The organism is Chryseobacterium sp. FW101-FHT12H09 (assembly GCF_058790395.1).
Genome location: NZ_JBYTCP010000002.1, coordinates 706592 through 731907 on the forward strand (window position 1 = coordinate 706592; position 25316 = coordinate 731907).

General features: G+C 34.7%; 21 protein-coding genes. 6 read left to right on the plus strand and 15 right to left on the minus strand.

The genetic code is table 11. The features are described 5' to 3' along the window. Positions 1-26: 26 nt before the first annotated feature. The 10 genes from dnaB to AC3WRL_RS09040 form a co-directional block, all read right to left on the minus strand. Positions 27-1613: a replicative DNA helicase gene (gene dnaB / locus AC3WRL_RS08995; RefSeq protein ID WP_214830666.1), complete on the minus strand. Its 1587-nt coding sequence runs from the start codon at positions 1611-1613 to the stop codon at positions 27-29. 157 nt (positions 1614-1770) lie between these two features. After that, positions 1771-3843, minus strand: a complete 2073-nt coding sequence (locus AC3WRL_RS09000; protein ID WP_261510857.1) for an FIDD domain-containing protein — start codon at positions 3841-3843, stop codon at positions 1771-1773. A gap of 113 nt (positions 3844-3956) precedes the next feature. Beyond that, on the minus strand, positions 3957-6056 hold the full coding sequence (locus tag AC3WRL_RS09005) for an FIDD domain-containing protein (protein WP_214830670.1): 2100 nt from the start codon (positions 6054-6056) through the stop codon (positions 3957-3959). 39 nt (positions 6057-6095) lie between these two features. Further along, complete coding sequence (locus AC3WRL_RS09010; protein WP_214830672.1) at positions 6096-6500, minus strand: hypothetical protein; 405 nt, start codon at positions 6498-6500, stop codon at positions 6096-6098. A gap of 89 nt (positions 6501-6589) precedes the next feature. After that, positions 6590-7825, minus strand: a complete 1236-nt coding sequence (locus tag AC3WRL_RS09015) for an MFS transporter (protein WP_261510859.1) — start codon at positions 7823-7825, stop codon at positions 6590-6592. 92 nt (positions 7826-7917) lie between these two features. After that, positions 7918-8280 (minus strand): hypothetical protein, encoded by a 363-nt coding sequence (locus tag AC3WRL_RS09020; protein WP_214830676.1) that lies wholly within the window; start codon positions 8278-8280, stop codon positions 7918-7920. Between the two features lie 69 nt (positions 8281-8349). Beyond that, positions 8350-9849 carry a GH3 auxin-responsive promoter family protein gene (locus AC3WRL_RS09025; protein WP_492330129.1) on the minus strand — a complete coding sequence of 500 codons (1500 nt, stop codon included), beginning with the start codon at positions 9847-9849 and terminating at the stop codon, positions 8350-8352. Between the two features lie 127 nt (positions 9850-9976). After that, a complete protein-coding gene (locus AC3WRL_RS09030) occupies positions 9977-10273 on the minus strand; it encodes a hypothetical protein (RefSeq protein ID WP_214830680.1) in 297 nt (98 codons plus the stop codon). Positions 10274-10453: 180 nt separating this feature from the next. After that, a complete protein-coding gene (locus AC3WRL_RS09035; protein WP_214830682.1) occupies positions 10454-10849 on the minus strand; it encodes a hypothetical protein in 396 nt (131 codons plus the stop codon). Between the two features lie 196 nt (positions 10850-11045). Next, positions 11046-12881: a T9SS type A sorting domain-containing protein gene (locus AC3WRL_RS09040; protein WP_492330130.1), complete on the minus strand. Its 1836-nt coding sequence runs from the start codon at positions 12879-12881 to the stop codon at positions 11046-11048. A gap of 198 nt (positions 12882-13079) precedes the next feature. Between AC3WRL_RS09040 and mfd the strand changes: the two genes are divergently transcribed. The 6 genes from mfd to pth all read left to right on the plus strand — a co-directional run bounded on the left by mfd (position 13080) and on the right by pth (position 20832). After that, positions 13080-16442, plus strand: coding sequence for a transcription-repair coupling factor (mfd, locus tag AC3WRL_RS09045; RefSeq protein ID WP_261510867.1), 3363 nt, complete (start codon positions 13080-13082; stop codon positions 16440-16442). Positions 16443-16580: 138 nt separating this feature from the next. Then, positions 16581-17402 (plus strand): hypothetical protein, encoded by an 822-nt coding sequence (locus AC3WRL_RS09050; protein WP_214830687.1) that lies wholly within the window; start codon positions 16581-16583, stop codon positions 17400-17402. 3 nt (positions 17403-17405) lie between these two features. Continuing rightward, positions 17406-18221 (plus strand): hypothetical protein, encoded by an 816-nt coding sequence (locus tag AC3WRL_RS09055; protein WP_261510869.1) that lies wholly within the window; start codon positions 17406-17408, stop codon positions 18219-18221. Between the two features lie 3 nt (positions 18222-18224). Then, complete coding sequence (locus AC3WRL_RS09060) at positions 18225-18968, plus strand: hypothetical protein (protein WP_214830691.1); 744 nt, start codon at positions 18225-18227, stop codon at positions 18966-18968. Between the two features lie 287 nt (positions 18969-19255). Beyond that, the gene (locus AC3WRL_RS09065; RefSeq protein WP_261510871.1) at positions 19256-20182 is read left to right on the plus strand and encodes a hypothetical protein; all 927 of its coding nucleotides are present in this window, start codon (positions 19256-19258) and stop codon (positions 20180-20182) included. 86 nt (positions 20183-20268) lie between these two features. After that, positions 20269-20832: an aminoacyl-tRNA hydrolase gene (gene pth / locus AC3WRL_RS09070; protein ID WP_214830707.1), complete on the plus strand. Its 564-nt coding sequence runs from the start codon at positions 20269-20271 to the stop codon at positions 20830-20832. A 151-nt stretch (positions 20833-20983) separates the two neighbouring features. On the opposite strand, the gene AC3WRL_RS09075 is transcribed toward pth, so the two are convergent. The 5 genes from AC3WRL_RS09075 to AC3WRL_RS09095 all read right to left on the minus strand — a co-directional run bounded on the left by AC3WRL_RS09075 (position 20984) and on the right by AC3WRL_RS09095 (position 25289). Continuing rightward, positions 20984-21619, minus strand: a complete 636-nt coding sequence (locus tag AC3WRL_RS09075) for a carbonic anhydrase (RefSeq protein WP_214830709.1) — start codon at positions 21617-21619, stop codon at positions 20984-20986. Positions 21620-21673: 54 nt separating this feature from the next. Further along, positions 21674-23266 carry a SulP family inorganic anion transporter gene (locus AC3WRL_RS09080; RefSeq protein ID WP_261510874.1) on the minus strand — a complete coding sequence of 531 codons (1593 nt, stop codon included), beginning with the start codon at positions 23264-23266 and terminating at the stop codon, positions 21674-21676. A gap of 141 nt (positions 23267-23407) precedes the next feature. Further along, positions 23408-23707: a hypothetical protein gene (locus tag AC3WRL_RS09085; RefSeq protein WP_214830713.1), complete on the minus strand. Its 300-nt coding sequence runs from the start codon at positions 23705-23707 to the stop codon at positions 23408-23410. A gap of 23 nt (positions 23708-23730) precedes the next feature. After that, positions 23731-24399: a carbonic anhydrase gene (locus AC3WRL_RS09090; RefSeq protein ID WP_261510876.1), complete on the minus strand. Its 669-nt coding sequence runs from the start codon at positions 24397-24399 to the stop codon at positions 23731-23733. A 332-nt stretch (positions 24400-24731) separates the two neighbouring features. Continuing rightward, on the minus strand, positions 24732-25289 hold the full coding sequence (locus AC3WRL_RS09095) for a serine O-acetyltransferase (protein WP_214830717.1): 558 nt from the start codon (positions 25287-25289) through the stop codon (positions 24732-24734). Between the last annotated feature and the right edge of the window lie 27 nt (positions 25290-25316).

The following is a 25316-nucleotide window of genomic DNA, read 5'->3' on the forward strand; positions in this document are numbered from 1 at the left end:
CTGTAAGAATGGTTGTATTTAATTATTTAAAATGGGAAATCATCATCATCATCAAAATCATTCATAGAAGATCCTGAGAGCTGAGAGTTATCTGGAAGATCAAATGCCGCACCTGGTTGAATGGTGGTTTTTATCTTGTCAAAACCACTAGGTTCATTAGAATTAAAATTAGATGGATATCCTGGAGCTCCTCCCATCGCAGCCTCTACATCTCCAAATTTTGCAAAATGTTTCAAGAATGATAATCTTACATCTGCCGTAGCACCATTTCTGTGTTTTGCAATAATTAGTTCTGCTTGATTTTCTGTTGAACTTTCCTGTCCTTCCTCATCGTTATCCCAAACGGCAATTTTATAATATTCCGGTCTAAATATAAAAGATACAATATCGGCATCCTGCTCAATTGCTCCTGATTCCCTTAAATCGGAAAGTTGAGGTCTTTTTCCAGGACGGGTTTCCACACTTCTTGAAAGCTGAGAAAGCGCAATTACTGGTACATTCAATTCTTTTGCAATAGCTTTTAATGAACGTGAAATCATAGAAATTTCCTGTTCACGGTTTCCGCCTCCTTTTCCTCCACCTCCTGCGGTCATTAGCTGAAGGTAGTCAACCATGATCAGTCTAACGCCATGTTGCATAACTAGTCTTCGGCATTTTGCCCTGAAATCGAATATGGAAAGTGAGGGAGTTTCATCAATAAAAAGAGGTGCATTTTCCAATTCGGATACATTGGAGAACAGTCTTTGCCATTCTTCATCATCCAATGTTCCTTTCCTTAATTTTTCGGAAGAAATTCTTGTTTCAGAAGCGATCATCCTTGTGATAAGCTGTACTGATGCCATCTCCAGAGAGAAAAGAACCATAGGGATTTTGTGCCCTACCGCAATATTTCTTGCCATGGAAAGAAGAAATGCAGTTTTACCCATCGCCGGACGTGCAGCAATAATAATAAGGTCAGAATTTTGCCAACCTCCTGTTTCTTTATCGACATCTCTGAATCCCGATGGAACCCCTGAAAGGCCTTCTTTATCTTTTAAAGATTTAATAGTATCAATAGCTTGTTTTACCAATGAATTTGCTGTATCGAAACCTTTTTTAATAGTACCGTTAGTAATTTCAAAGAATGATTGTTCCGCTTTATCCAGTAGTTCAAATACGTCAGTTGATTCTTTATATGAAGAGTCGATAACGTTGGCAGAAACGTTAATTAAACTTCTTAAAATATATTTTTCAAGAATAACACGAACGTGATATTCAATATGCGCAGATGAGCTAACTCCCATCGTTAGATCAATAATATAATGATCGCCACCTGCTAAATGTAGTTTTTCCTCCTTTTTTAGCTCCTGTATAATGGTCATTAAATCTACAGGATGGTTACCTTCATACAATTTCAATATGGTAGTAAAGATCACCTGATGTCTGGGGTCATAAAAAACTTCAGGAGTAAGTAAGTCAATGGAATGGTCTAGTCCTTTCTTATCAATTAAAAAAGTTCCTATAATCAATCTTTCAAAATCTACTGCATTAGGAGGCATTTTTCCATCAGCAATTGACAGTTCCTTCGCAAAGTTTCCATGCGTAAGAGATGATAATGTTTCTTTCTGCGCCATGTTGCAAAGATAGTTTATTTAAAAAATAATTAAAAAATAGTATTCAACAAATTATTCTTAATAGGTACTAAAATACCGCCAATAAAAGATAAAATATGTTGATAAAAAAATCACCTCAATATTGAGGTGATTTTTTAGATTTGATTAATTATATAAATTATTCTCTGTTTTTTACCAATATCCATCCGCTATAATTCGTTTGAGTATTGTTTTTATCATTTTCGTTCCATGAGATCGTGAACCAATAAGTACCGGTTATAATTTTTTTACCACCAGAAGTACCATCCCATCTGTATCCTCTCATTTTATCAGCCTCGTACAATTTATTTCCGTATCTATCATAAACAATGAAAACGAGATTTTTCTTGTATCCTAATTCAGAGTAGTCTACATAATCATTTACGTTGTCTCCATTTGGAGTGATAGCATTAACTAAATTTGGAACTGTTACTTGAATATCAATAGGTGTACAGTCAAAAGAATCTATAACATAGATTTTGTTTTCTCCTCTAGGAAGACCTGTGAATACATTTGAATCCTGCCAGTTAACACCATCTAGAGAGTATTTATATGGCGCTTTGCCTCCTGAAACATTTACTGTAATTGTATTGTTTGAAATATCAACACTCGTAATAACGGGTTGTTGCGAAGCATATACATTTACTTGCTGTACCGTGTAGCAAATTCCTGTTTTTAACTTTACCCAATAAGATCCTACAGGTACATTCGTAATGGCTTGGGTTGTTGCTCCCGTGCTCCATTCATACCCGTCGAAACCAGGTCCTGCATCTAACGTTGTCTTATCTTCTAAACAAATAGTAACATCCTTCAGAACGTTAGATTTTACCGGAGGTAAAACTTTAAGGGTAATTTTAGCAATAGCATAACATAAGTTAGCATTGAATACTTTTACATATACCTCACCGTTAGTAGAGACGTACGCCAGAGGATTAGCTATTGGGCTTGTTCCACTTACAGCATTGGCCAGTGTAGTATAAAACTTTTTAGTAATCGGTGCTTGATTTGAGACATTAGCAGTGGTTAAATCAAATGATGCTGTCGTTATATTAGTATCTATATAACAAGATTCGATAGTAGCATCATTAACTACTACAACAGGATGGAATTTTAAAGTGATCTCAGAGTCATCTGAACATCCTTCTGTTGAAGTTACTTTTACATACACTTTCTTTTCAGCTGAAACATAGGCTGCTGGATTCATAATCTGATTAGTCCCAGCATTTAAATCAGCTAATGTAGGATAGTATTTCTTTATCGCAGTTGGATCACTAAAGGTATCAGCTAATGTTAAATTATAGGTTGCAGTTCCAGCACCATTGTTATTACATTCGAAAAGAGTAGCATCTTTGGCGACAATATTACCTTGCCTGAATTTAAACTTCCCAGTTATAAAACATTTATTAATCGGGTTGTCGGGATTCGTTGGGTCGGTATATGTTATTCTGTAATAATAAATAGTGGTTCCATTTACAACTGTGGGAGTAGGTAAAGGGTTGTTTCCTGTTATCGCATCATTGTTATCACTATGATAGGTTATCGAAAAATTAGGATTACCATTTATAATTCCTGCAGTTAAAGTATTAAAATCAAATGAACTTGGTAGTGCACATTTTAAAATCTCATTAGGAGAATCTGGTGTAGGACCAGGCACTCCTGGTGCGATAAATGGATTAGGGGTTAATGCAGGGTCGTTAAATGGAGAAGTCAGAGCAGCAGTTCCTCCCCAGGTTAAAGAAAAACCATAAGGATTGTCTGGAAGATAGTTATCTATAAGAAGATAGTATGTTTCTCCAGCAATTACATCCAACGGTGCTTCCCATTTGTCTCCTGTTATTGTAGAACTTAATCCCGTTGCTCCGCTTGTACCAGAGAAATTACATCTGATTGCATTACCAAAATCCCAGGTAGCACAATCAATGTTTGGTCCATATACCGCGAAGTCATAATCGTATTGAAATACATTAGGGACCGTATATGGAGTTATGGTAAATTCAATCGTTCCTGTAGTTGCGGCAGTAAATACATACCAAACAGAAAAGTGTTCTAAATTTAAACAACTATTTGATGTTGGTTCCGCAATAGTACCATGATTACTTGGATTATAGGAAATGTCTGAGTTTCCACATACCGGAATTGCAGTAATACAGTCCGATTGTGAAAAATATAATTGGGACAAAAATAAAATAAAAATAAGTAGTAATTTTCTCATTTTGAAATGAATTTAATGTAACAAAAATAGCGAAAATAACAAAATATTTAAGTTATTATTCGCACGAATTAATAAAAACCGCTTGAAAAAGCGGTTTTTACTAAAAAATATGATTATTCTCTGTTTTTAACCATAATCCAGCTAGAGAATTTGATAGGCGTATTTTTCTTATCATTCTCATTCCAGGTTACAGAATACCAGTAAGTTCCAGTTGAAACTTTTTTATTTCCATTGGTAGTACCATCCCACTTATAGCCATTAGTTTTATCAGCCTGGAAAATCTTAGCACCATATCGGTCAAATATGCTTAATACTAAATTTTGCTTGCCTGCTAACGCAGAATAGTCAATTACATCATTAATACCATCATTATTAGGAGTGATCACATTAATTAAATTAGGAACTACAACAGTGACGTCAATAGGTTCACAATCATAAGAATCTTTCACATAAATTTGAGTATCTCCTCTAGGGATATTATTAAATACATTTGAATCCTGCCAGTTGATATTATCAATTGAATATTTATAAGGTGGAGTGCCTCCAATAACATTTACAGTAATGGTATTCGTTGAAATATCTACATTCGTTATAACTGGTTGTTCGGTAGGATGAACTGTTACTGTTTGGGTTGTAATACATTCTCCTGTTTTTAATTTTACCCAGTAAGTTCCAACCGGGACGTCTGTAATTGCCTGCGTTGTAGCACCGGTGCTCCATAAATAAGAAGCAAATCCAGGGCCTGCATCTAAAGTTGTTCTATCTTCCATACAGATGATCTTATCAACCAAAACTGTAGATTTTACCGGAGGTAATACGATCAAGGTAATCTTTGCAACAGTGAAACAATTGTTTGAATTTGATACCCTAACGTAAACAACACCGTTCGGAGCTACATATGCTGCAGCTGCGGCTGGCAAAATTTCATTTGTAGCGTTTACAGCATCTGTCATAGATGGGTAATATTTTTTAGTGGTTCCAGACAGAGATGTTACGATAGCGGCTGGAAGATTAAACAATGCTGTTGAAGGGTTTGTTTCAATAAAACAAGATCTTATAGTAGGTTCTAATACCGTTACAATTGGATGGAAGTTTAGCTTGATTTCGGCTATTGCTGTACATCCAAACTGATTGGTTGCTTTTACGTAGGCAGATCCTGAAGGAGCAACATAAACATAAGGGTTTGTGATTTCACTTGTTCCGTTATTAGCATCAGCTAGTGAAGGATAATATTGAAATGTCAGACCAGGAATGGCACCTGCACCAACGTCTGCAGTTGATAAGTCATAGGTTCCTGTTCCGGAGTTGTTATTACTACAGGAAGTAAGTGATCCTGGAGTGAGTGTGAATGACCTGTCTACGAATTTTATCGTTCCAAATTCTTTGCACTTATTTAAAAAACTGGCTGGACTTGTAGGGTCAAAATAGCTGATAACATAAGTGTAAGTTGTAGCTGGATTTACAACAGTTTGGCCAATGATTGGATTTACATCATCCAAAGCATCAGTAGCTGTTTTATAATACTTAATAATGAAGCTAGGGTTACCATTTAATATTCCTGAAGTCAAAGTAGAGAAATCAAAATTTAAATTACAAATGTCAAGAATACCATCATGATTTGGGCCAGGTGTAACAAACGGATATGGCTGTAAAACAGGATCTCCAAAAGGAGTAAGTAATCCTGCAGATCCTCCGAAGGTTAGTGAAAACTGTGAGCTGGCGCCGGAAAATTGATCAACTAACAGATAATATACTTGTCCTGGCAGAACATCGATATATTTTACCATACCATCTGATGGGTTTCCTAAATTATCAGTACCTGCATCTTCCGATGTATCAAGTGAAGTGAGGTTAAGTCCTGTTATGTACTGTCCAGGTGATGGCGAATCATAAGAGCATCTGAGTGGCATTATGGTTTGAATCTCTGCACAGGTGTTATTAGGGCCATAAAGAGCCCAGTCATAATCCACATTATTAACAGGATCAATCGCAAATGTCAAAGTACCTGCAGTAAGTGTACTGAAGGTAAACCAAATAGAGTTGTTTTCTCCGCCTAAACAACCTGCATTCCCTTCATCACTGTTTCCGGTTCCAGTGGGTGTAAGGGTAATATCTGCATTACTACAGATAGGTATTGCTGTTGAGCAGTCGTTATTTTGTGCGAAAAAAATATGAGATACCAAAAAGGCTATAAAGAGTAATGTTTTTTTCATAATTTTTTTTTTAAATAGAAGTAAATTTGTACTGTAAAACTATTTTGCAGTTTTAACGGCTTCAAACTTTGTTCTCTGCTCTCGAATAAGATTTAGTAAATCAGTGATTTCTTTATTATCAGGTTGTAATTCTAAACTTCCTGCAACAAACTTTTCAGCGAGGCTGTTAGTATATCTAGTATCTGCTTTCTTATTGCCGCTGTTTATAATAAATTCACCTTCCTTGTATAATACAAGGCCAGCATAATAATACGCTTTCCACCTGTAAGGATCTCTGGATTTTTTTAATTCCGAAAACTCTCTGAAAAGCTTTTCGTAATCAGCGACGGTTTTTGCAGACGATATTTTTTCTGCTTTTTGATTCAGTGTATTCTCGTAACTACTCTGGGCAGAAATAAGTACACTAAACAATACAAAATAAAAAGTGAGTAAAGTTTTTTTCATAAGGGGGGATTTTATACGACAAATATAAAAAATTATTAATCTTCAATTAATGTTTTTAAGATTTATTTAATAGAACGGTAAATATGTGTTTAATATTGCATTTTTCTTAGTTTAGAATTGGTACTTCCTACAATTAATGCAATAAGTACGGTCATTGTTCCGCCAAATACGACCGAACGGACTACCCCAAGGAGCTTTGCGGATAATCCACTTTCAAATTGCCCCATTTCATTACTAGACATAATAAAGATAGAATTTACGCTCAGAACGCGTCCCCTGATGTGATCTGGTGTTTTTAATTGTACAATAGTGCCTCGTATGACAACTGAAATTCCATCCAACATCCCACTTAACACCAAAAACATAAATGATAACCAGTATATGTTTGATAATCCAAACCCTATTATGCAAAGTCCAAATCCTGTAACCACAGCAAGAAGTATTTTCCCTTGGTTCTTTCTTAACGGAATGATTGATAAAGTAGTAATAATACACATAGAGCCGATGTCTGATGCGGCATTTAATAAACCAAATCCTTCTGCGCCTACTTTTAATATATCGGTAGCATACACCGGAATCATAGCTACAGCACCACCAAAAAGGACAGCAAACATATCTAAACACAGTGCTCCCAAAATTTCTTTGGTCTTGAATATGTACGAAATACCTTCGCGCATGCTTTCTATAACATTTACACTGTCTTTTTTATATTCAGAATGTTGTTTTTTAAGTTGCCAGAAAAAGAGAGATGCTGTGAAAATTAATAAGATAATAACTACTAATGTCCATTTTACGCCAAAAAAGCCTATCAAAATACCTCCGGCTGCATGTCCACACACTGAAGATATCAGAAATGTAGCCTGGTTGAGAGTTACTGCATTAGGTAGATTTTCTTTTTTTACAATTTTTGGGATCATCGATGGAACGATTGGGCCAATAAAAGCTCTTGCGATTCCTGTAAAAAAAATCACACTATAAATAAAATAGGTGATCTGATGGCCTGTAAAATGCATTTCAACATCAAAAAAAGCAGGAATAAGAAGCAAGCCTATGAGGAATATATAGGCATAATTGCAAATTAATAAAAGCCTTTTTTTCTCATTCATATCAATTACATGTCCTGCATATAATGCGCAGCTAACAGCTGGTATGACCTCTGAAAGACCTATTAATCCTATTGAAAATGGATCTTTTGTTAATTGATATACCCACCATCCAAGTAAGGTAGCAAGCATTCTGAAGGCTAAAACGATAAAAAATCTTCCCGTAAGAAGATTTCTAAATTCAATATTTTGTAGTGTTTTTAACGGAGTAAAGGAAATCATACGCAAAAATAGCTCTAAATATTTATTTAGAGCTATTAGCTTATTGATTTTTCAAATGATAAATCAAATGTATTTTGAAAGATAAAATCTATTTAATCTGCTCTTGAAGCACTTACTACGATAGCAGCAGCGGCGGCAGCACCGATTATAACGGCACCTCCAGCTACTCTTGCTCTTGATCTGTCCTTAACCGCAGCAACATTGGCCTTAGGAATAATTACCTCTGTACTGTCTTTTTTTCCGGCAGTTCCTACAATATTATCACCCTGTATATTACGGAATAACATTTTTTGTTTTTTAGAACCGTCTTTCATAGTGACAATGTACATTCTTCCTGCTTCTAGATTGGAGTAATTATTTTTCGAAACATCTTCACTGTATTTTGTAGTAGCACATGAAGAGATAAAAAATAAAGATGTCAGTAAAGATGATTTTAAAAGTACAGATGCTTTCATTATTTTTATTTAGTTTTTCAAATTTATAATTTTTTTTGAATATATGTTTTTGGAATTGAAAAAATATGATTAAAATTTGTAGATTTCTAATAAATCGGCAATTTTTCTATCATTTGCTAATCTTGGAGTCTTATTCTGGCCGCCAAGTTTTCCCTGAGATTTGGCATATTCCTGAAAAGCATTTTTTCTCAATGGACTGATGTGAAGCTTTTGTAAGATATTTCCTGAAATAAGATCGTCATAATAAGTGTTTCTTTTTCTTAGTTGATCATCCAGTTCGTTTTTGAAAATTTGTAAATCCCCAGGCTCTCTTTCAAATTCAATAAACCATTCGTGATAGGGAAGTCCCTCTTCTGGATTTACTTGTGGGGCGAGATGAAATTCTATAATTTGAGCAGGGTATTTTTCTAAAGTGGCTTTTATGGCCGCTTCTACTTCAAATGCAATTACATGTTCCCCGAAAGCAGAGGTGAAGTGTTTGGTTCTTCCGCTTACTAAAATCCGATAAGGTTTTTTATCAATAAACCGGACTACATCCCCAATGGAGTAAGCCCATAGTCCTGAATTGGTTGTTAAAATTAGTGCATAATCTTTATTCAGTTCAACGTCTTTTAAGGTAAGCCTTCTTGCGTTAGGTTTTCCATATTCCTCTAAAGGAATGAACTCATAAAAGATACCATGATTTGTTAAAAGAAGAAGTCCTTCTTTCTTGTGGTCGTCCTGGAAAGCAAAAAAACCTTCAGAAGCTGGAAAAGTTTGAATAATATCAACATCTCCTCCTAGAAGATCTTCCATTTTATCGCGGTATGGCTCATAGTTAACACCACCAGTAACGATAAGTTGAAGATTAGGAAAAAGTTGTTTAATCTTTTTTCCGTGTTTCTCAGTTAGCTTTTCGAAATACATGATCAGCCACGGTGGGATTCCGGAAATTAAGGTCATGTTTTCTTTTTCAGTTTCTTCAATGATTTTATCAACCTTGGTTTCCCAGTCATCTATAATATTAGTTTTCCAGCTTGGAAGACGATTCTTTTGAAGGTAGTTAGGAATATGGTGGGCTACAATTCCTGAAAGACGTCCTGTCTTTATTCCATAAACTTCTTCAAGCACGGGGCTTCCTTGCAGGAAGATCATCTTTCCTTTAACGAAATCAGCATTTTCTTTTTGAGCAATGTAATGAAATAGTGCACTTTGTGCACCCGCTATCTGGAAAGGCATGGCCTCTTTAGAAATAGGAATATATTTTGATCCTGAAGTTGTTCCCGAGGTTTTTGCAAAATATTCTGGAGTGTCGGTCCAGAGAATATTAGCCTGCCCTTTTTTTACTCTTTCGATATAGGGCTTTAGATCTTCATAGTCAGCAATAGAAACTTTTTCCTGAAAATCTTTTATAGAATGAATGTTCTCAAAATTATGTTCCCTTCCAAAAAGAGTTTTTTTTGCAGTCGTGATCAAAGATAGAAGTAATTTCTCCTGATCTCTTTCAGGATTTCTCTTGAATTCTTCGGCTTTTTGAACATGTTTTTTTGCCCAGGCCAGCGCTATATTTTTCTTAAGGAAGCTTAACATGGTTCAAATTTATAAATAACTAAAGAATTTGAGGGTATTTTAATGAAATTTGAAAATAAAAAAAACCGATGATGAGTTCATCGGTTCTTCGAAATTTGATTATGAAAATAACAACTATATGTTGAGTTTATTTATTGGCTTTGTACCTTTTGTCGGGTGTGCCGTCTTTTTTTAAATGTTTGTTTTCTTTGTATCGTTTATCTGGAGTTCCATCCTTTTTCATTTTCATTCCGTCTTTAGAGGTAGAAGTCGCAGCTGGCTTAGTCATTTTAGCTTCAGTTGTTTTTGAAGTTTTTGGAGCTTCTTGACTAACTTTAACAGTACTAACCGGAGCTGTTTTTGTTGCAGTTGCTGGAGTAGTTTGCTGAGCAGTAGCAAGGCCTAGCCCTAAGACCAGTGACATTGCCGTTAATAATTTTTTCATAGGGATTATATTATTTTGGTTTTGTTAAGTAAAGGTATGCAAAAAACAGGCTGAAAAAACTAGCTTCCAGAAACTTAACTAAAGTTTATTACAGATTAAAAAAACATTAAAGCTCATCGTAATACACGGAAAAACCCGCTTCTGGAATAGAAACGGGCTCGGTAAATAAGTGTGATATTTTTATCGTGTACAATTAGCTGTCCACGTTTTACCATCTTTAATAAAGAGTATTTTCAATTCGTTGTTATCTATTCTTATATAAGATGTTCCTGTTGAGCCTATCATCACCAATGTATGATCTCCTTTTTGTTCAAATTCAATTCCATTGAGATCCGGAATACTATTTGAGAATGCAAAATTATATTTTGTGCCACTTGCGATTTTTGTAACGAATACGCTCCCATCGTTAGTGTTAATGTTGGTAGAACCTCCATCATTGTAAGAAACAGTTCCTTTATAAGTACCTGCAAAGAAGTCATTGTTAACTGGGTCATCATCATCACTACATGAAGATATTGTAATGACAGTACAAAATATCAACATGAAAATTCCTAAAATTTTAATTGCTTTTTTCATAATACGATCTTTAATGTTTGGTAATGATCAAATTGCCAAACATTATGCCACGTCATAAAAAAGGCTTTTTTTTAACTTTTGTTTTAAAAAATTTAATAAATATTGTGAAATGTTTATTGTTTTTAATTGTTTTTTGTGTTTGAATTAAAATCAAGGGTATTTGTTTTTGGATTTAGAGCAGAATGAGGTTTTAGTTTTATTTTTTAACCACCATTTTAAAGCTTTTCTGGAAATCTCCAGAATTTCTTGTAATGCTTATTATATAGGTTCCGTTCTCGAGTTTGTTCTGAAGTACAAATTTCTGTTCATTGTTTTTTTGCATGTTTTCCTCATAGATGAGTTTTCCTGAAATATCATATAGACTAATTTTGTAGTTTTCTTTTTCAAGGATGTTGCCCTTGAGAGTAAAGTTTCCATTATTTGGATTATTATAAAGTGCCAGATCATTGAATTGTGAGGTTTCAGAGGTGCTTAATGTTTTTATATCAAACTTTGCTAGAAAAGTTACATTTTTCTCTTGACCTACCACTGTTGGGTTTGGATCGATAATCTGAGATTGCCAGCAGCCTTCACTTGTATATCCGGTTTGTGCCGTAGTTTCTCCATAAAGATACAACGCACTTTTGTGGATCGCTATATTGAGGGGTTCGTTTAGTCTTTCACTACTTCCACCATAATATGAGCTCCACTGAAGAGAGCCACTTGAATTAAATTTTGCGAAAAATCGGTTTACCGAATTGCTGTTATTTTGCTGAGGGCTCTGTTGATAAACATTAGGGGTTGATATATTACTTCCTCCTCCATAAGTCAAACCACAGACGTAGATATCATTTCCTGTAATTGCAAGGGGTTTTTGAGATCCTTGAGAGGTTTCGTTGCCCGTTCCGCCCATGTAGGTGCTCCAGATTCTGTTTCCGGAATGATCAAATTTACTAAGAAAGATGTCTGAATTTCCGGCCATTTGGGGTTGGTAACTTCCAGGAGTACCATAATAATTGTTACTATTCGTAGCTGGATCAGATGATAGATAATCTCTTCCTGCAATATATAAACCAGTGTCGTTGACTTCAAAATTGGTCATTCCATTATTTCCGAATCCTACTCCATAATACGTCCCCCAATCTCTGGTTCCTGTATTCGCATTCATCTTCATAATTGCTCCTGTTGATTTTAATGTTTGAAAAGCACCTGGTGATGGAATTGAAATTTGATTAGATGCAAATTCTTGACTTACCATCATATATAGGCCGTTGTTATGATATTGGATTGCAGAACCATAACCTGGATAATAGGTTCCCCATATTCTTTGTCCACTGGGATTTAGCTTTATTAGATATCCGTTAGGTATTTGGGCTCCACCTATAGTCATTACCTGGTAATTTTCTTGAAAGACTCCCGGAGTTGCTATGTCCTGTGCTGAATATGTGAGTCCTGAAACATAAACATTTTGAGAGTCGTCAGTTGTAATTCTTGCTAATGATGGAAGATATGTAGCCCATATTAATGTATTGTTTGCTGATAATTTTGCAAGAATTACAGAAGGATACGCTGATGTGGCAGGCATCCATACACCGGGAGTTACTGATACCGGGAGATTGCCGCCGGAATGATACTGATAGTATTTGTTATCTTGTGAATCAATATACATAAGTTCCTTATGGAAAGTGCCTGGAATATTTTGATGAAATTGATCATACTCATAAAATGAGAGGTTTCCTGCAGAAGTAAACTTTGCATTGTACAGTGACTGAGGATAAGGGCCTGAGCCAAATGAATAGGGTTGACCATTGCCTATGCTAAATTGTTGATAATAGGGGGTGTTATAGCTGATGATTCCTGTGACTAATCCTTTTACATAAATATTATCCTGAGAGTCAAAAAGTATAGGTTTAGTGTCGAATAATGCAGTCCATGACCTTCCACCCACGGGTCCGAAATAGGTTCCCCAAGACCTTGAATACTCAAAACCACTTTGAGCCATAGTGAGATTTAAAAGGAAGATGCTTAATAAAAATAGTAATTTTTTAGTCATATTATATTTTGTTTGATGTTATGTTGTTAAAAATACATAATTAATTCTAAAAATTTAATAAATTTATTTTGTTTGTGAGTTTTGTTTGTGGTTTTCGAAAATGATAAAGTCGCAAAATGCTGTCTTTTCATTATCTTTGCATACTAAACGGTTTCGGAAAAGTTCTGAAATCGATTTTGGCGTTTATATCTATATACTATGCAGTTAAAGACCATCAAAGAAAAATTTCTTCCCGATTTATTGCAAAAGGAGTTTGGAAAAGAAATTTTCACCCAACTTGAGACTCATCAGCATATTTCTGTAAAAGGAAGTGCAGGATCTTCAACTTCTGTTTTTATAGCTGAGCTTTTCCTTACGCAAAAGAAGAATATTCTTTATCTCATAGATGATAAGGAGGATGCTCTCTATGCCAATACGGAAATGGAAGATTTGTTGGGTAAGGATAAAGTTCTTTATTTTCCAGCTACCCATCTTGAACCCTATCAGGTTGAGAAAACTCAAAATGCAAATCTGGTTTTAAGAACTGAGGTTTTAAATAAAATAAACTCCGGCAAATCTCCAAGAGTAATTGTTGCTTATATTGGAGCCTTGTCAGAAAAAGTTATTAAGAAAGAAGATTTTAAAGCGATTTCGCACCAGATAAAAGTAGGCGATCAATTGGATTTTGACTTTGTTGATGAATTGCTGTCTCATTATCAGTTTCAGCAGGCGGATTTCGTTTCCGAACCTGGAGAATTTTCTGTTCGTGGCGGGATTGTAGATGTCTTCTCTTATTCTAATGAAAGACCTTATAGAATAACTTTCTTTGGAAATGAAGTGGAAAACATCAAGACTTTTGATATTGAAACACAGCTTTCAGTTGATAAAGTAAAGGAGTTTCAATTGGTTTCAAATATGAATTTTTCAGTTTCAGGAAGTAGAGTTTCCTTGCTCCAGCTCCTGCCAGATGAAAGTTTTGTGATTTCTAGAAATGGAGTTGTAGGATTACAAAAGCTTAAATCTTTTTATGAGAAGTCGCTCGAGAAATATGAAACATTAAGTAAAGATATTGCTCATAGAACGCCTCAGGAATTGTTTATTTCTGATCAGGAGTTTTTATTTGATTATAAAAAATTTAAAACAATTGATTTCAGTAGTATCGGGATTGAGGGTGTGAAAACTTTTGATATCAGTATTGAACAAACTTCGCAGCCTTCTTTTCATAAGAATTTTGAATTGCTTATTCAGGATCTTGAAGAAAAGCAAAGTGAGGGTTTTGATACCTGGATCTCTTTCTCAACAGAAAAACAAAAAGAAAGACTGGAGTCAATTTTTGAAGAGTTGGAACATGAAACAATTTTCAAAAGTTTTAAATCTGAACTTCACGAAGGCTTCGTAGATAATAATCATAAGATTTCTGTGTATACCGACCATCAGATTTTTGATAGGTATCAAAGGTATAAGGCCAAAAATACCTTTGCAAAATCCGAACAACTCACTTTAAAGGATTTAATGTCTTTAAAAATAGGGGATTATATTGCACATATCGACCATGGAATTGGTAAGTTCATGGGATTGGTGAAGGTAAATAATGATGGAAAAATTCAGGAATGTTTTAAGTTAACGTACAAAAATGGAGATCTATTATATGTAAGTATTCATTCATTACATAAAATATCCAAATATAACGGACCGGATGGGAAAGAAGTAGTTTTAAGTAAATTAGGTTCACCGGCGTGGAAATCTTTAAAACAGAAAACGAAAGCGAAAGTAAAACAAATTGCTTTTGATCTGATCAGACTGTATGCGCAGAGAAAGACAGCTCAGGGTTTTGCATATACTCCCGATTCCTATCTGCAAAATGAACTGGAAGCCAGTTTTATTTATGAAGATACTCCAGATCAGGAAAAAGCAACTCTAGATGTGAAAGCAGATATGGAGGCCAGTACGGTAATGGATCGTCTGGTATGTGGAGATGTAGGTTTTGGTAAAACAGAAGTTGCTATCCGGGCGGCTTTTAAGGCCGCAACAGATGGAAAACAGGTCGCGGTTTTAGTTCCTACTACAATTCTTGCATTTCAGCATTTCAGAAGTTTTAAAGAAAGACTGAAAGATTTTCCGGTAACCGTTTCATATGTTAACAGATTCAGAACGGCAAAACAAAAATCGGAGACTTTGGAGGGGTTGAAAAATGGGAAAGTTGATATTATTATTGGGACCCATCAATTGGCAAGCAATAGCGTAAAATTTAAAGATCTTGGGTTGTTGATCATTGATGAGGAGCATAAATTTGGAGTTTCTGTTAAGGATAAACTAAAGACACTTAAAAGTAATGTTGACACCTTGACATTAACTGCGACGCCTATTCCAAGGACATTGCAGTTTTCTCTGATGGCAGCAAGAGATTTATCAGTTATTAAAACGCCACCGCCAAATAGACAACCTGTAGATACTCAGATTATTGGCTTTAATGAGGAGATTCTTCGCGATGCTGTTTCGTATGAATTGCAAAGAGATGGACAGGTTTATTTTATCAATAACAGGATTGAAAACCTGAAAGATATAGCAGGATTGATCCAAAGATTGGTTCCTGATGCAAGAGTAATCACCGGACACGGCCAGATGGAAGGAAAGCAGTTGGAAAAAAATGTTCTGGATTTTATGGAAGGGAAATATGACGTTTTGGTTTCTACAACAATTATTGAAAGTGGAGTGGATGTTCCCAATGCGAATACAATTTTCATCAATGATGCCCACAGATTTGGTATGGCCGATCTTCATCAGATGCGAGGAAGAGTGGGACGAAGTAACAGGAAGGCTTTCTGTTATCTGATCACTCCGCCGTATGATATGATGACTTCCGATGCAAGAAAGAGACTGGAAGCTATAGAGCAGTTTTCAGATTTGGGAAGTGGTTTTCAAATTGCAATGAAGGATCTTGAGATCCGTGGAGCCGGAGATTTGTTAGGAGCTGAGCAAAGTGGCTTTATTAATGAAATGGGGTTTGAGACCTATCAGAAATTAATGCAGGAAGCTTTAGAGGAATTAAAGGATGACGAAGATTTTGAAAATTTATTTGAAAATGAAGAAGATAGACAAAAGCTTTTTAAATCTGTAAAAGAAGTCAATATTGATACTGATTTGGAGCTGATGCTTCCTGACTTTTATATTTCAAATACCGAAGAAAGATTATTGCTGTATCAAAAGATTGCTGAAATTGATAATGAAAAAGATCTTCAAAAGTTTGAATCAGAGCTTATTGATCGATTTGGAAATTTACCAAAAGAAGCTATTAATCTATTAAAAAGCGTTTCTCTGAAATGGCTGGCAGCTGACATTGGTTTTGAAAAGATCGTGATGAAAAACGGGGTCTTTTTAGGATATTTTCCAAGCAACCCTCAAGATAAATTTTATCAGACGGATAAGTTTAAACATATTATAAATTATTTAACTCAAAACCCATCAGAAGCTCAGCTTAAAGAAAAAATAGGAAAAGAAGGAAATAACCTGATGATGCGAAAAGATAAGGTGAAAAATGTAGATGAAGTAAATATTTTACTTAAATCAATATTGGAGTTATAGCTCGGTTCTCCCCTGTATTAAAGATAATTCTACTTTTTTGTATGAAGAATTCTAATACCCTATAGTTATATTTCTATGGTACAAATAATTAAATAATAGAGTTTTACATTAAAAATATGTATCTTTGCGGCGCTTATTATGAAAAAAACTATCTATTATTGCATAACAGTGTTTTGCTCTGTTTATGCGCACGCACAGGTGGGAATTGACACAAATGTCCCTAATTCGACTCTCGATGTTAACGGGAAAACCACTCTAAGAAAAGAATTAAGAGTAGGAGGTACTCCAGCTCTTATAGGAAATGCCGGACTAAACGGTCAAGTTTTAGTTTCGCAGGGGGAAAATCTACCTCCGGTTTGGAAATCAATCAATGTATCCTTTATGGAAGAAGGACAGTACAAGCTGATTAATTCGTATTTGTCACTGGATCAAAAAGGTGTTACCACTTTATCCAATGGTGTGGCAGGTGATAACATTTTCACAAATACTGTGGGAGATGATATTACGGATACGGGTAAAGGCAAATGGGTTAAGATTGAAGGTCTTGAAAACAATTTCACGGTAAAAAATCCAAGAAACAGAATTACCTATCAGTTTCAGACAGGAATTGAAATGAAAGCTCCTGCAGCTACCACTTCACAAAATATAAGCTTTACATGCGGAGTTTTTAGAGGAGGTAAACTTGTTGCTGTTCGTCCTGACAAAGTTTCTTCAACAAATAATACCGCTAAAGGAGGGTTTCAGGATTATATCTTCACGCTTAATTATACTGAACAAAATGTTCCTTTAGGGCCTCAGAAAATTGAAGTAGCTTGTAGGAAAATTACAACGTCTGATGTTAATAGCCAATTTTCGATTGGACGTAACATCTCGAATACCAATACAGTTTCCAATGCATTTACCTTGGAATCAGATCTAAAGATCGACATTATTGAATATGTAACCTACAAAGCCAATTAATTCATGAAAAATATATTATCAATCCTATTTTTATCAATAGGGCTATCTCTTTCTGCGCAGATAGGAATAAAAACAGTAACACCTAAAGCGAAATTAGATGTAAATGGAGATGTTAATCTTCGTAAAAAACTGGTTGTTTTAAATACAACAGACAATAGTCTCGTTCAGGGAACTAATGGGCAAATATTAGTTTCACAAGGAGAAAATTATCCTCCAATATGGAAAACCCTTAGAATCCCTGAATATGAACCTAATCAATTTTATCTAATATTTAATAACTCCTTCTCAGATCGAACTGGAGTTACTTTCACTGGATCTGAAGAGTCTACTACTGGTAGTACCAGATCCACAAGCTTTACAAAAGGAGGTGATTTTAGTACTTTTACGAATTTTAAAAAAATCACTTCTCTATCACAACCTTTTCAGGTAAATAGTACAGATAGTAAAACTTATTTTCAGTTTGAAACAGTAGTTCATACGAATTTTCCAGCAGGTGGTACAACAGATACTTCAATTGACTATGCCTGTGGGATTTTTGTCGATAACAAATTGGTAAATCTTAGACAAGGAAATATTAAGGCAAGTAGTGCAAGTAATACTTTCTTAACTCATAACCAAATTGGAATTGCTCAAAATCTTACGAAAGGTACACACACTGTTAGTGTCGCTTGTTCAAGATTACAATCTTATAATACAAGTAATATAACTTTAGGAATAGGAATTAACGTAGCAACTAATATTGATAGCTTTATTGCTCAATCTTCTTTGAAGGTTGATGTATATGAGATTCCTCAGGTATTTAACACAATTTTAAACTAGATCATGAAAAAAATATTTTTAGTAACACTACTATTGGCTATTGGTTTATCTAATGCTCAGGTGGGTATAAATACAACGACCCCTGTAAATACACTTGATATTAATGGAGATTTAAATGTAAATAAGGAACTAAGAACAGGCGGAACCGATGCTGTAAAAGGAAGTGCAGGGAATGCCGGAGAGATTTTTCACAATAATTCCGATTTATTAAGTAATGACTGGAAAAGTATAAAAATTGCCGACGGGCAAGGAAGTATGGCCCTGTTTTCTATAAATACTGTTTCTGATAAGGTTGGTGCAACTTTTTCAGGGGCTAATGGATCAACAGCACCCTATACTGAAAATGTTGCTTTAGATGCGACATGGACTGTTTTAGCAGGAGCAGTTGATACCTTTTCTATAACTAATGCAACGAATAAGGTGGTATTTACATTTCAGACCACTACTCAAAAAACAACTAATGCAAATGCATCAATAAGTTATGCATGTGGTATCTTTGTTGATAATGCTCTTAAGGCTGTAAGAACGGATGTTTTAGTAGGCGGTGACGGGACAAATAAGATTTTTAATCTTAATGCAACCCTCACAAATCTTACTCCTAAAAATAATTACAGTGTAAAAGCTGCCTGTACAAAGAGAAACCTTAATGCAGGAACTTTAGGAACAGGAAAAGCTGTAAATACTGCTTTCTTAAATGATGATATGGCTCAGTCAGTATTGACAACTCAAGTATTACAACCGTATTAATTTTGATAATATTAAATAAAAAATCTAAAAGATATTTCTTTTAGATTTTTTTATGTTTTAGTGAGGGTAGATTTTATTAAATTCCTAAATTACAGTTACCGGCATCAAAAGATTGATTCGTGGATTTATTATGGGTGTTTATAACTAAACTTATTCTTTATCAATATATTTATAATGCAGTATAGTGCCTTTATTTAATTGCTAGTTTTATTATAATATGAATAAATATATACTTTTTATTTAAAAAAAAATTATATTTGTGGAAAAATAAATAATCCCCCTTGGAAATGAAACAACTTTTCTATTTTATTTTACTGTTTGCTGGTTTTTCTTCCATTCATTCTTGTAAAGATCTGACTGATGAAGATGGTAACCCACTTATCGATATGCATAACAATCCTGGATTAACAGGACCAAGAGCACTATATAGAGAGATTACAGATGCTGATACTATTGCAGAATATCATTATAACGGATTGCTTTTATCCAGAGTTCTTACAAAAGGAGCTTCTGTTACTGATGTACAGTTTAGTGGAAACAATTTAAGTAACGTTAATTTCAATGGATTTGTTGATTCTGATAATGACGGGACTTTAGATGTGGATAGTACATCATATACACAAATGTTTACTTATGGTAATAACGGAAGATTGACAACTATTTCTGAGAAACGAACTGTATATGACAGAACTCCGGGTGTACCGCCAGGAACTCCTCCGGGACCCTGGACCGTTTTAAGAAAGACAAAAACTATTTATGATCTTGTCTATAGCCCAACAACAAGTAAATTGGCGAAGATTACGATGAGAACAGGTGAGGACGCAAATCCTTTTGATTATACGAACTATTCTGAAACAACTTATGAATATTTAGGAGATAACGTATCTAAAGTTGTAAGACAATATGGGCCTATGGCTGGAGGTGTATTTGGTGCGCCTACTGCTAAGCTTGGCTATGACTATTCCAATTTTGATAATCAGATTAGTGGATATACACTTCTTCCGTTTGCGTATAAAATATCAGTTATTTTATCTACTGAGATCAATGATAGAAGAAGTTTGATACTTTCGCCGAACAGTCCTAAAAGAATGGCAATTACGGATCTTACAACTCCTATTCCAGTGCCGGCTATTTTTAGTACAGATTATCATTATGATCCTCAAACTTACGTAACAAAAGGATTTGGAATAAACTATGTTTATAAACCTTTATAATAATTCTATAAACAATATATAAACTCAATTCTTTATCGGATTGGGTTTTTTTATTTTTTATCTCTTAATTTTGCAAAAAATTTCAAATGAAATATTTAATAGTAGGACTGGGAAATAAAGGCCCTGAATATGAAAATACACGTCATAATATAGGTTTTAAAGTTGCGGAAAAGATAGCTGAAACTCTTGATGCTTCTTTTAATACTACGAATTTTGGATGGATGGCAGAAGGAAAATATAAAGGAAGAAAAGTACTGGTGTTAAAGCCGGATACCTACATGAATCTTTCCGGGAATGCCGTTAAATACTGGATGCAGAAAGAAAATATTCCTCTTGAAAATGTATTGATAGTAACCGATGATTTGGTGCTGCCTTTTGGAACACTGAGGATGAAAATGAAGGGTTCTGATGCAGGGCATAATGGGCTTAAAAATATTAATGAAGTGTTACAGACTCAAAATTATGCCAGACTTCGTTTTGGGATCTCTGCAGATTTTTCAGAAGGCAGGCAGGTTGATTATGTACTGGGTACCTGGAATGAAGAGGAGAGAGAGAAGCTTCCGGAGAGAATTGATAAATTTTCTAAAGCATGTCTGTCATTTGTATTTGCCGGAATTAATAATACAATGTCAGCTTTCAACGCAAAATAATTATCGCTTAAGATATAGAAAGAATTAATAAAAAAGACCATCGTTTACGATGGTCTTTTGTTATGCATTTAAAATTAATTCCCAATCAATTTATCTAAACATATTTTATAGACCTGATTTTTTTGGGAGCTGAAATATGAATTTTCATATCTTATAACCAGCTAACAACACCTGTTTCAACATCATAGTTAGCTCCAATGATTTTGATCTTACCTTGGTCTTCAAGATTTTTAAGTGTTGAACTCTGTTTGCGGATATCCTCGATCGCATTTTTTACGTTCTGCTGATTTAATCTTTCCAAAAGCGAACTGTTCTTTGAAGAACGTTCCTCATTTTCTTCTATCACTTCATTAATGATCGGGTCAAAATGATTGATCAGATAGTTTAAGTTATCCATTCCCATTCCTTCTATTTGTGCAGCATCCAGTCCACCTTTTAAAGCGCCACATTTAGTGTGGCCTAAAACTACAATGAGCTTAGAGCCTGCAACATTGCAGCCAAATTCCATTGAGCCAAGAATGTCCTGATTGATAAAATTACCGGCAATTCTGATGCTGAAAACATCTCCCAGTCCCTGATCGAAGATAAGCTCTGCAGATGTACGGCTGTCTATACAACTTAAAACCACTGCAAAAGGCCATTGTCCTTCACGCGTGGCATTTACCTGTTCCAGAAGATCCCTGTTTGCTTTGAGATTGTTTACAAATCTTTGGTTTCCTTCTTTTAAAAAGTCTAATGCTTTTTCAGGAGTAATCGTCGACTGAGTTTCGTATGTATGTGCTTTCATTTAATTTCGTTGTTTTTTGAATTTTTAGTTAAAAAATAATTGATGTTAAAGAGTTTACATGGCTCTTTTATGAGTAATTACGATATGAGAATCTTCATCTTTTTCGTAATCTCGATATGATGTTTTGAACCCTAAAAGTTCCACAGTGATATCTTCTTCTTTCGCCCGGATATTAGCGAAATCCTGAATCATTTCCAAAACATCTGTTGCTATATAAGAAGTTCCTCTTGCATCAATAATTACTGATGAATTTGGCTTTATGTTTTTTAGTGTTTTTTTGATAGCCGCCTTGTTCAAAAAGGATACTTCTTCAGCAAGCTTTATTGTAATTTCGTCTGCATCATCCAGCTTTTCTCTACTTAGATAATAAGCACGTTTCATATTTCCCTGCAGGATATAGAAAACAGAGATAGCTAAACCAATTCCTACACCTTTAAGTAAATCCGTTGCAACCACTGCTGCCACTGTTGCTACAAATGGAATAAATTGAAATTTTCCTAAATGCCAGAAATGTTTAAAAGTAGCAGGTTTCGCTAATTTATATCCTACCAAAATTAATACAGCAGCTAAAGTAGCTAAAGGTATTAAATTTAATAGAAATGGTATAGAAAGCACACAAACCAAAAGTAGTACACCATGAATCATTGCTGAAACTTTAGATGTTGCTCCTGCATTTGCGTTTGCAGAACTTCTTACAACAACAGAAGTCATCGGAAGTCCACCAATGAATGAACTGATAAGGTTTCCGATTCCCTGTGCTTTTAGCTCTAAATTAGTGTCAGTAATCCTTCTTTGTTTATCTAATCTGTCTGATGCTTCAATACATAGCAATGTTTCAATGGAGGCTACAATAGCAATGGTTGCTCCAACAATCCAAACTTTAGGATTTGTGAACCCGGTAAAATCAGGTAATATGATAAGGTTTTTAAAATCATCAATAGTTTTTGGAACAGGCAGGGAAACTAAATGTTCAGTTTTTATAGCCAATGCGCTTCCAGTCATTTTGAAGACCTCATTCAATAAGATACCTGTTACTACAGCAACCAAAGCTCCAGGAAGCATTTTCATTCTTTTCAATACAGGAACTTTATCCCAAAGTAAAAGGAGCCCAACAGAAACTAATGTCACAATGATAGCTCCAGGATGAATTGCTCCAAACAATTCTGTGAAATAATTGAAGTTTAAACCCTTGTCAAAGATTGATTCATGGCCTTCATAATCCTTATCAAATCCAAGTGCATGCGGGATCTGCTTTAAGATGATGATGATTCCAATTGCAGCTAGCATTCCTTCAATAACATTGTTGGGGAAATAATTCGAGATACTGCCGGCTCTTATGAATCCTAAAACCAATTGAATGATACCTGCAATAATGCCTGCACAAAGAAATAGTTCGAATGCACCCAGATCAGTAATAGCAGTTAAAACAATAGCTGTTAAGCCTGCAGCAGGACCAGAAACCGAAATATTCGAATTACTCATAGCGCCTACAACTAGACCACCTACAATACCTGATATAATACCAGATAAGGGTGGTGCTCCTGATGCCAAGGCAATTCCCAGACATAATGGAAGTGCCACTAAAAATACAACGAGTCCTGAAGGGAAATTCTCCTTGATTCCTCCTAATAATGATGTTTTTTTCATGATTCTTTTCGAAAAATACTATAATATAACTGACTGAATTATTCTTGAATAATCAGTTATAAAAGATTGGAATTTTAATTTTAAAGCAAGTGTATTCAATATCAAATTGATATGAATAATTTATTACGGAGTTATTTAAAATTAGGCTTCCGGAGGCGGAGAAAATATAGTAAGTAGGGGAGATAGGTGAAAGGAATCATCTATCAGAACAAAAGATCTTTCTTTTGGATCAGATTCAAAAAACTTTAGATAATCAAAAACATCCAAAGTTTTTGGAAGTGTCTTTTCATAAACAGTAAAAGAAGAAGGATGAGAGTGTGGTTCTTCTTCATTAATTATTATATTGGTTCTCAGTAGATCCCAACCTGCAATTACAGCAATGCTTGGCAACGCTGTAAAGTTTAGGAAAACCGTTAATACAATAATACTCCAGAATTTCATTTCACACTCTTTTTTTTGAAAAACTAAGTTGTTTTTCTATTCATAACCCAATCCGATTCCGTAAGATTATAGATTTTCTGAATGTCTTTCAAAACTTTTTCGAAATCAATATCTAAATCAATAATTTTACCGGTTCTAAGGTCGAAAACCCAGCCATGCACGACAGGATACTCTTCTAAGATGTATCTTTCCTGTACACATGCCATTTTAATTACGTTGATACACTGCTCGAGAACATTAAGTTCCACTAACCTGTCATAACGTTTACCTTCATCTTGAATAGAATCCAGTTCAGCTTGATGCAATCTGTAAACATCACGAATATTTCTCAACCATGGATTTAGCAATCCTAAGTCTTGAGGGGTCATCGCTGCTTTTACACCACCGCAATTGTAATGTCCACAAACAATAATGTGTTTTACTTTCAAATGTTCCACAGCATATTGAATAACTGCTGTTGAACTCATATCTAAAGTATTAACTACATTGGCAATGTTTCTGTGAACAAAAACTTCTCCCGGTTTAGCACCCATTAATTCTTCAGCTGTAGCTCTACTATCTGAACATCCGATATATAGATAGTCAGGATGCTGAGTTTTAGCTAATTCTTCGAAATAATGTGGGTCTTCTGAAATTTTTGATTCTACCCATTTTTTGTTGTTCTCGAAAATAACTTCGTACGATTGGGACATAAAATAAATTTTTTAAAGTTTATAATTATTTATTTCGTTTAAATTATTTTCAAATCCAATAGACTAAATCAATAATCATGCAAAAATATAATTTTTGACGAAAAGTAAATCTCTTTTAACAAAGTTTAATATTAAAATATGTTTAAAATCATACATTAATACCCCAAAATTAGTCAAATACTGCCATAAATTATATTGAATCCTTTTCATGTCAATAATTTAAACGTTCTTAAATTAAGATAAAAGTACAAACAATTAGGTACAATGAAATAGTTAGGAAATTAAAATATTCTTAAAAGCGAAAAAATAAGGATCGGATAGGGGCTTCTTTTTTAGACTTTATTATTGATATAGCCCTCAGTAGCATCTTCCCTTGGATAAATTTTCCCCGGATTGCCTACTACCACAGAATTAGAAGGGACATCGAAATTTACATATGAGTTGGGAGCAATTAAAACGTTGTTTCCAATAGTTATACCTCCGACAATTACAGCGTTGGCGCCAATCCATACCTCATTTCCAATGACAGGAATTCCTGTGTTCTTTCCCCGGTTTTGCTGCCCGATAGTAACACCTTGGGCAATATTACAATTGTTGCCGATTTTTGTATTTGGATTGATGACCAGACTTCCCCAATGCCCAAGATAAAAGCCTTCTCCAATCTGAGTTTCAGGGTAGATCTGAAAGCCATATTTAATCTGATGATGTCTTAATACAAATCTCCAGAATAATCCAGGAACAGACTTCTTCTGATGTTGCTGAGATTTTCTTAGAATATAAATAAAATGAAGGTTGGGGTTTACACATTTTGCCCAGATTTCAAATTTTGAAAGCCATTTTCCATTTTCTCTATAAAAATCTTTTTGAATAGTGGTGTGTTTTTCTGGCATAATAGCAGTCTGTGTAAGTTGTAAATG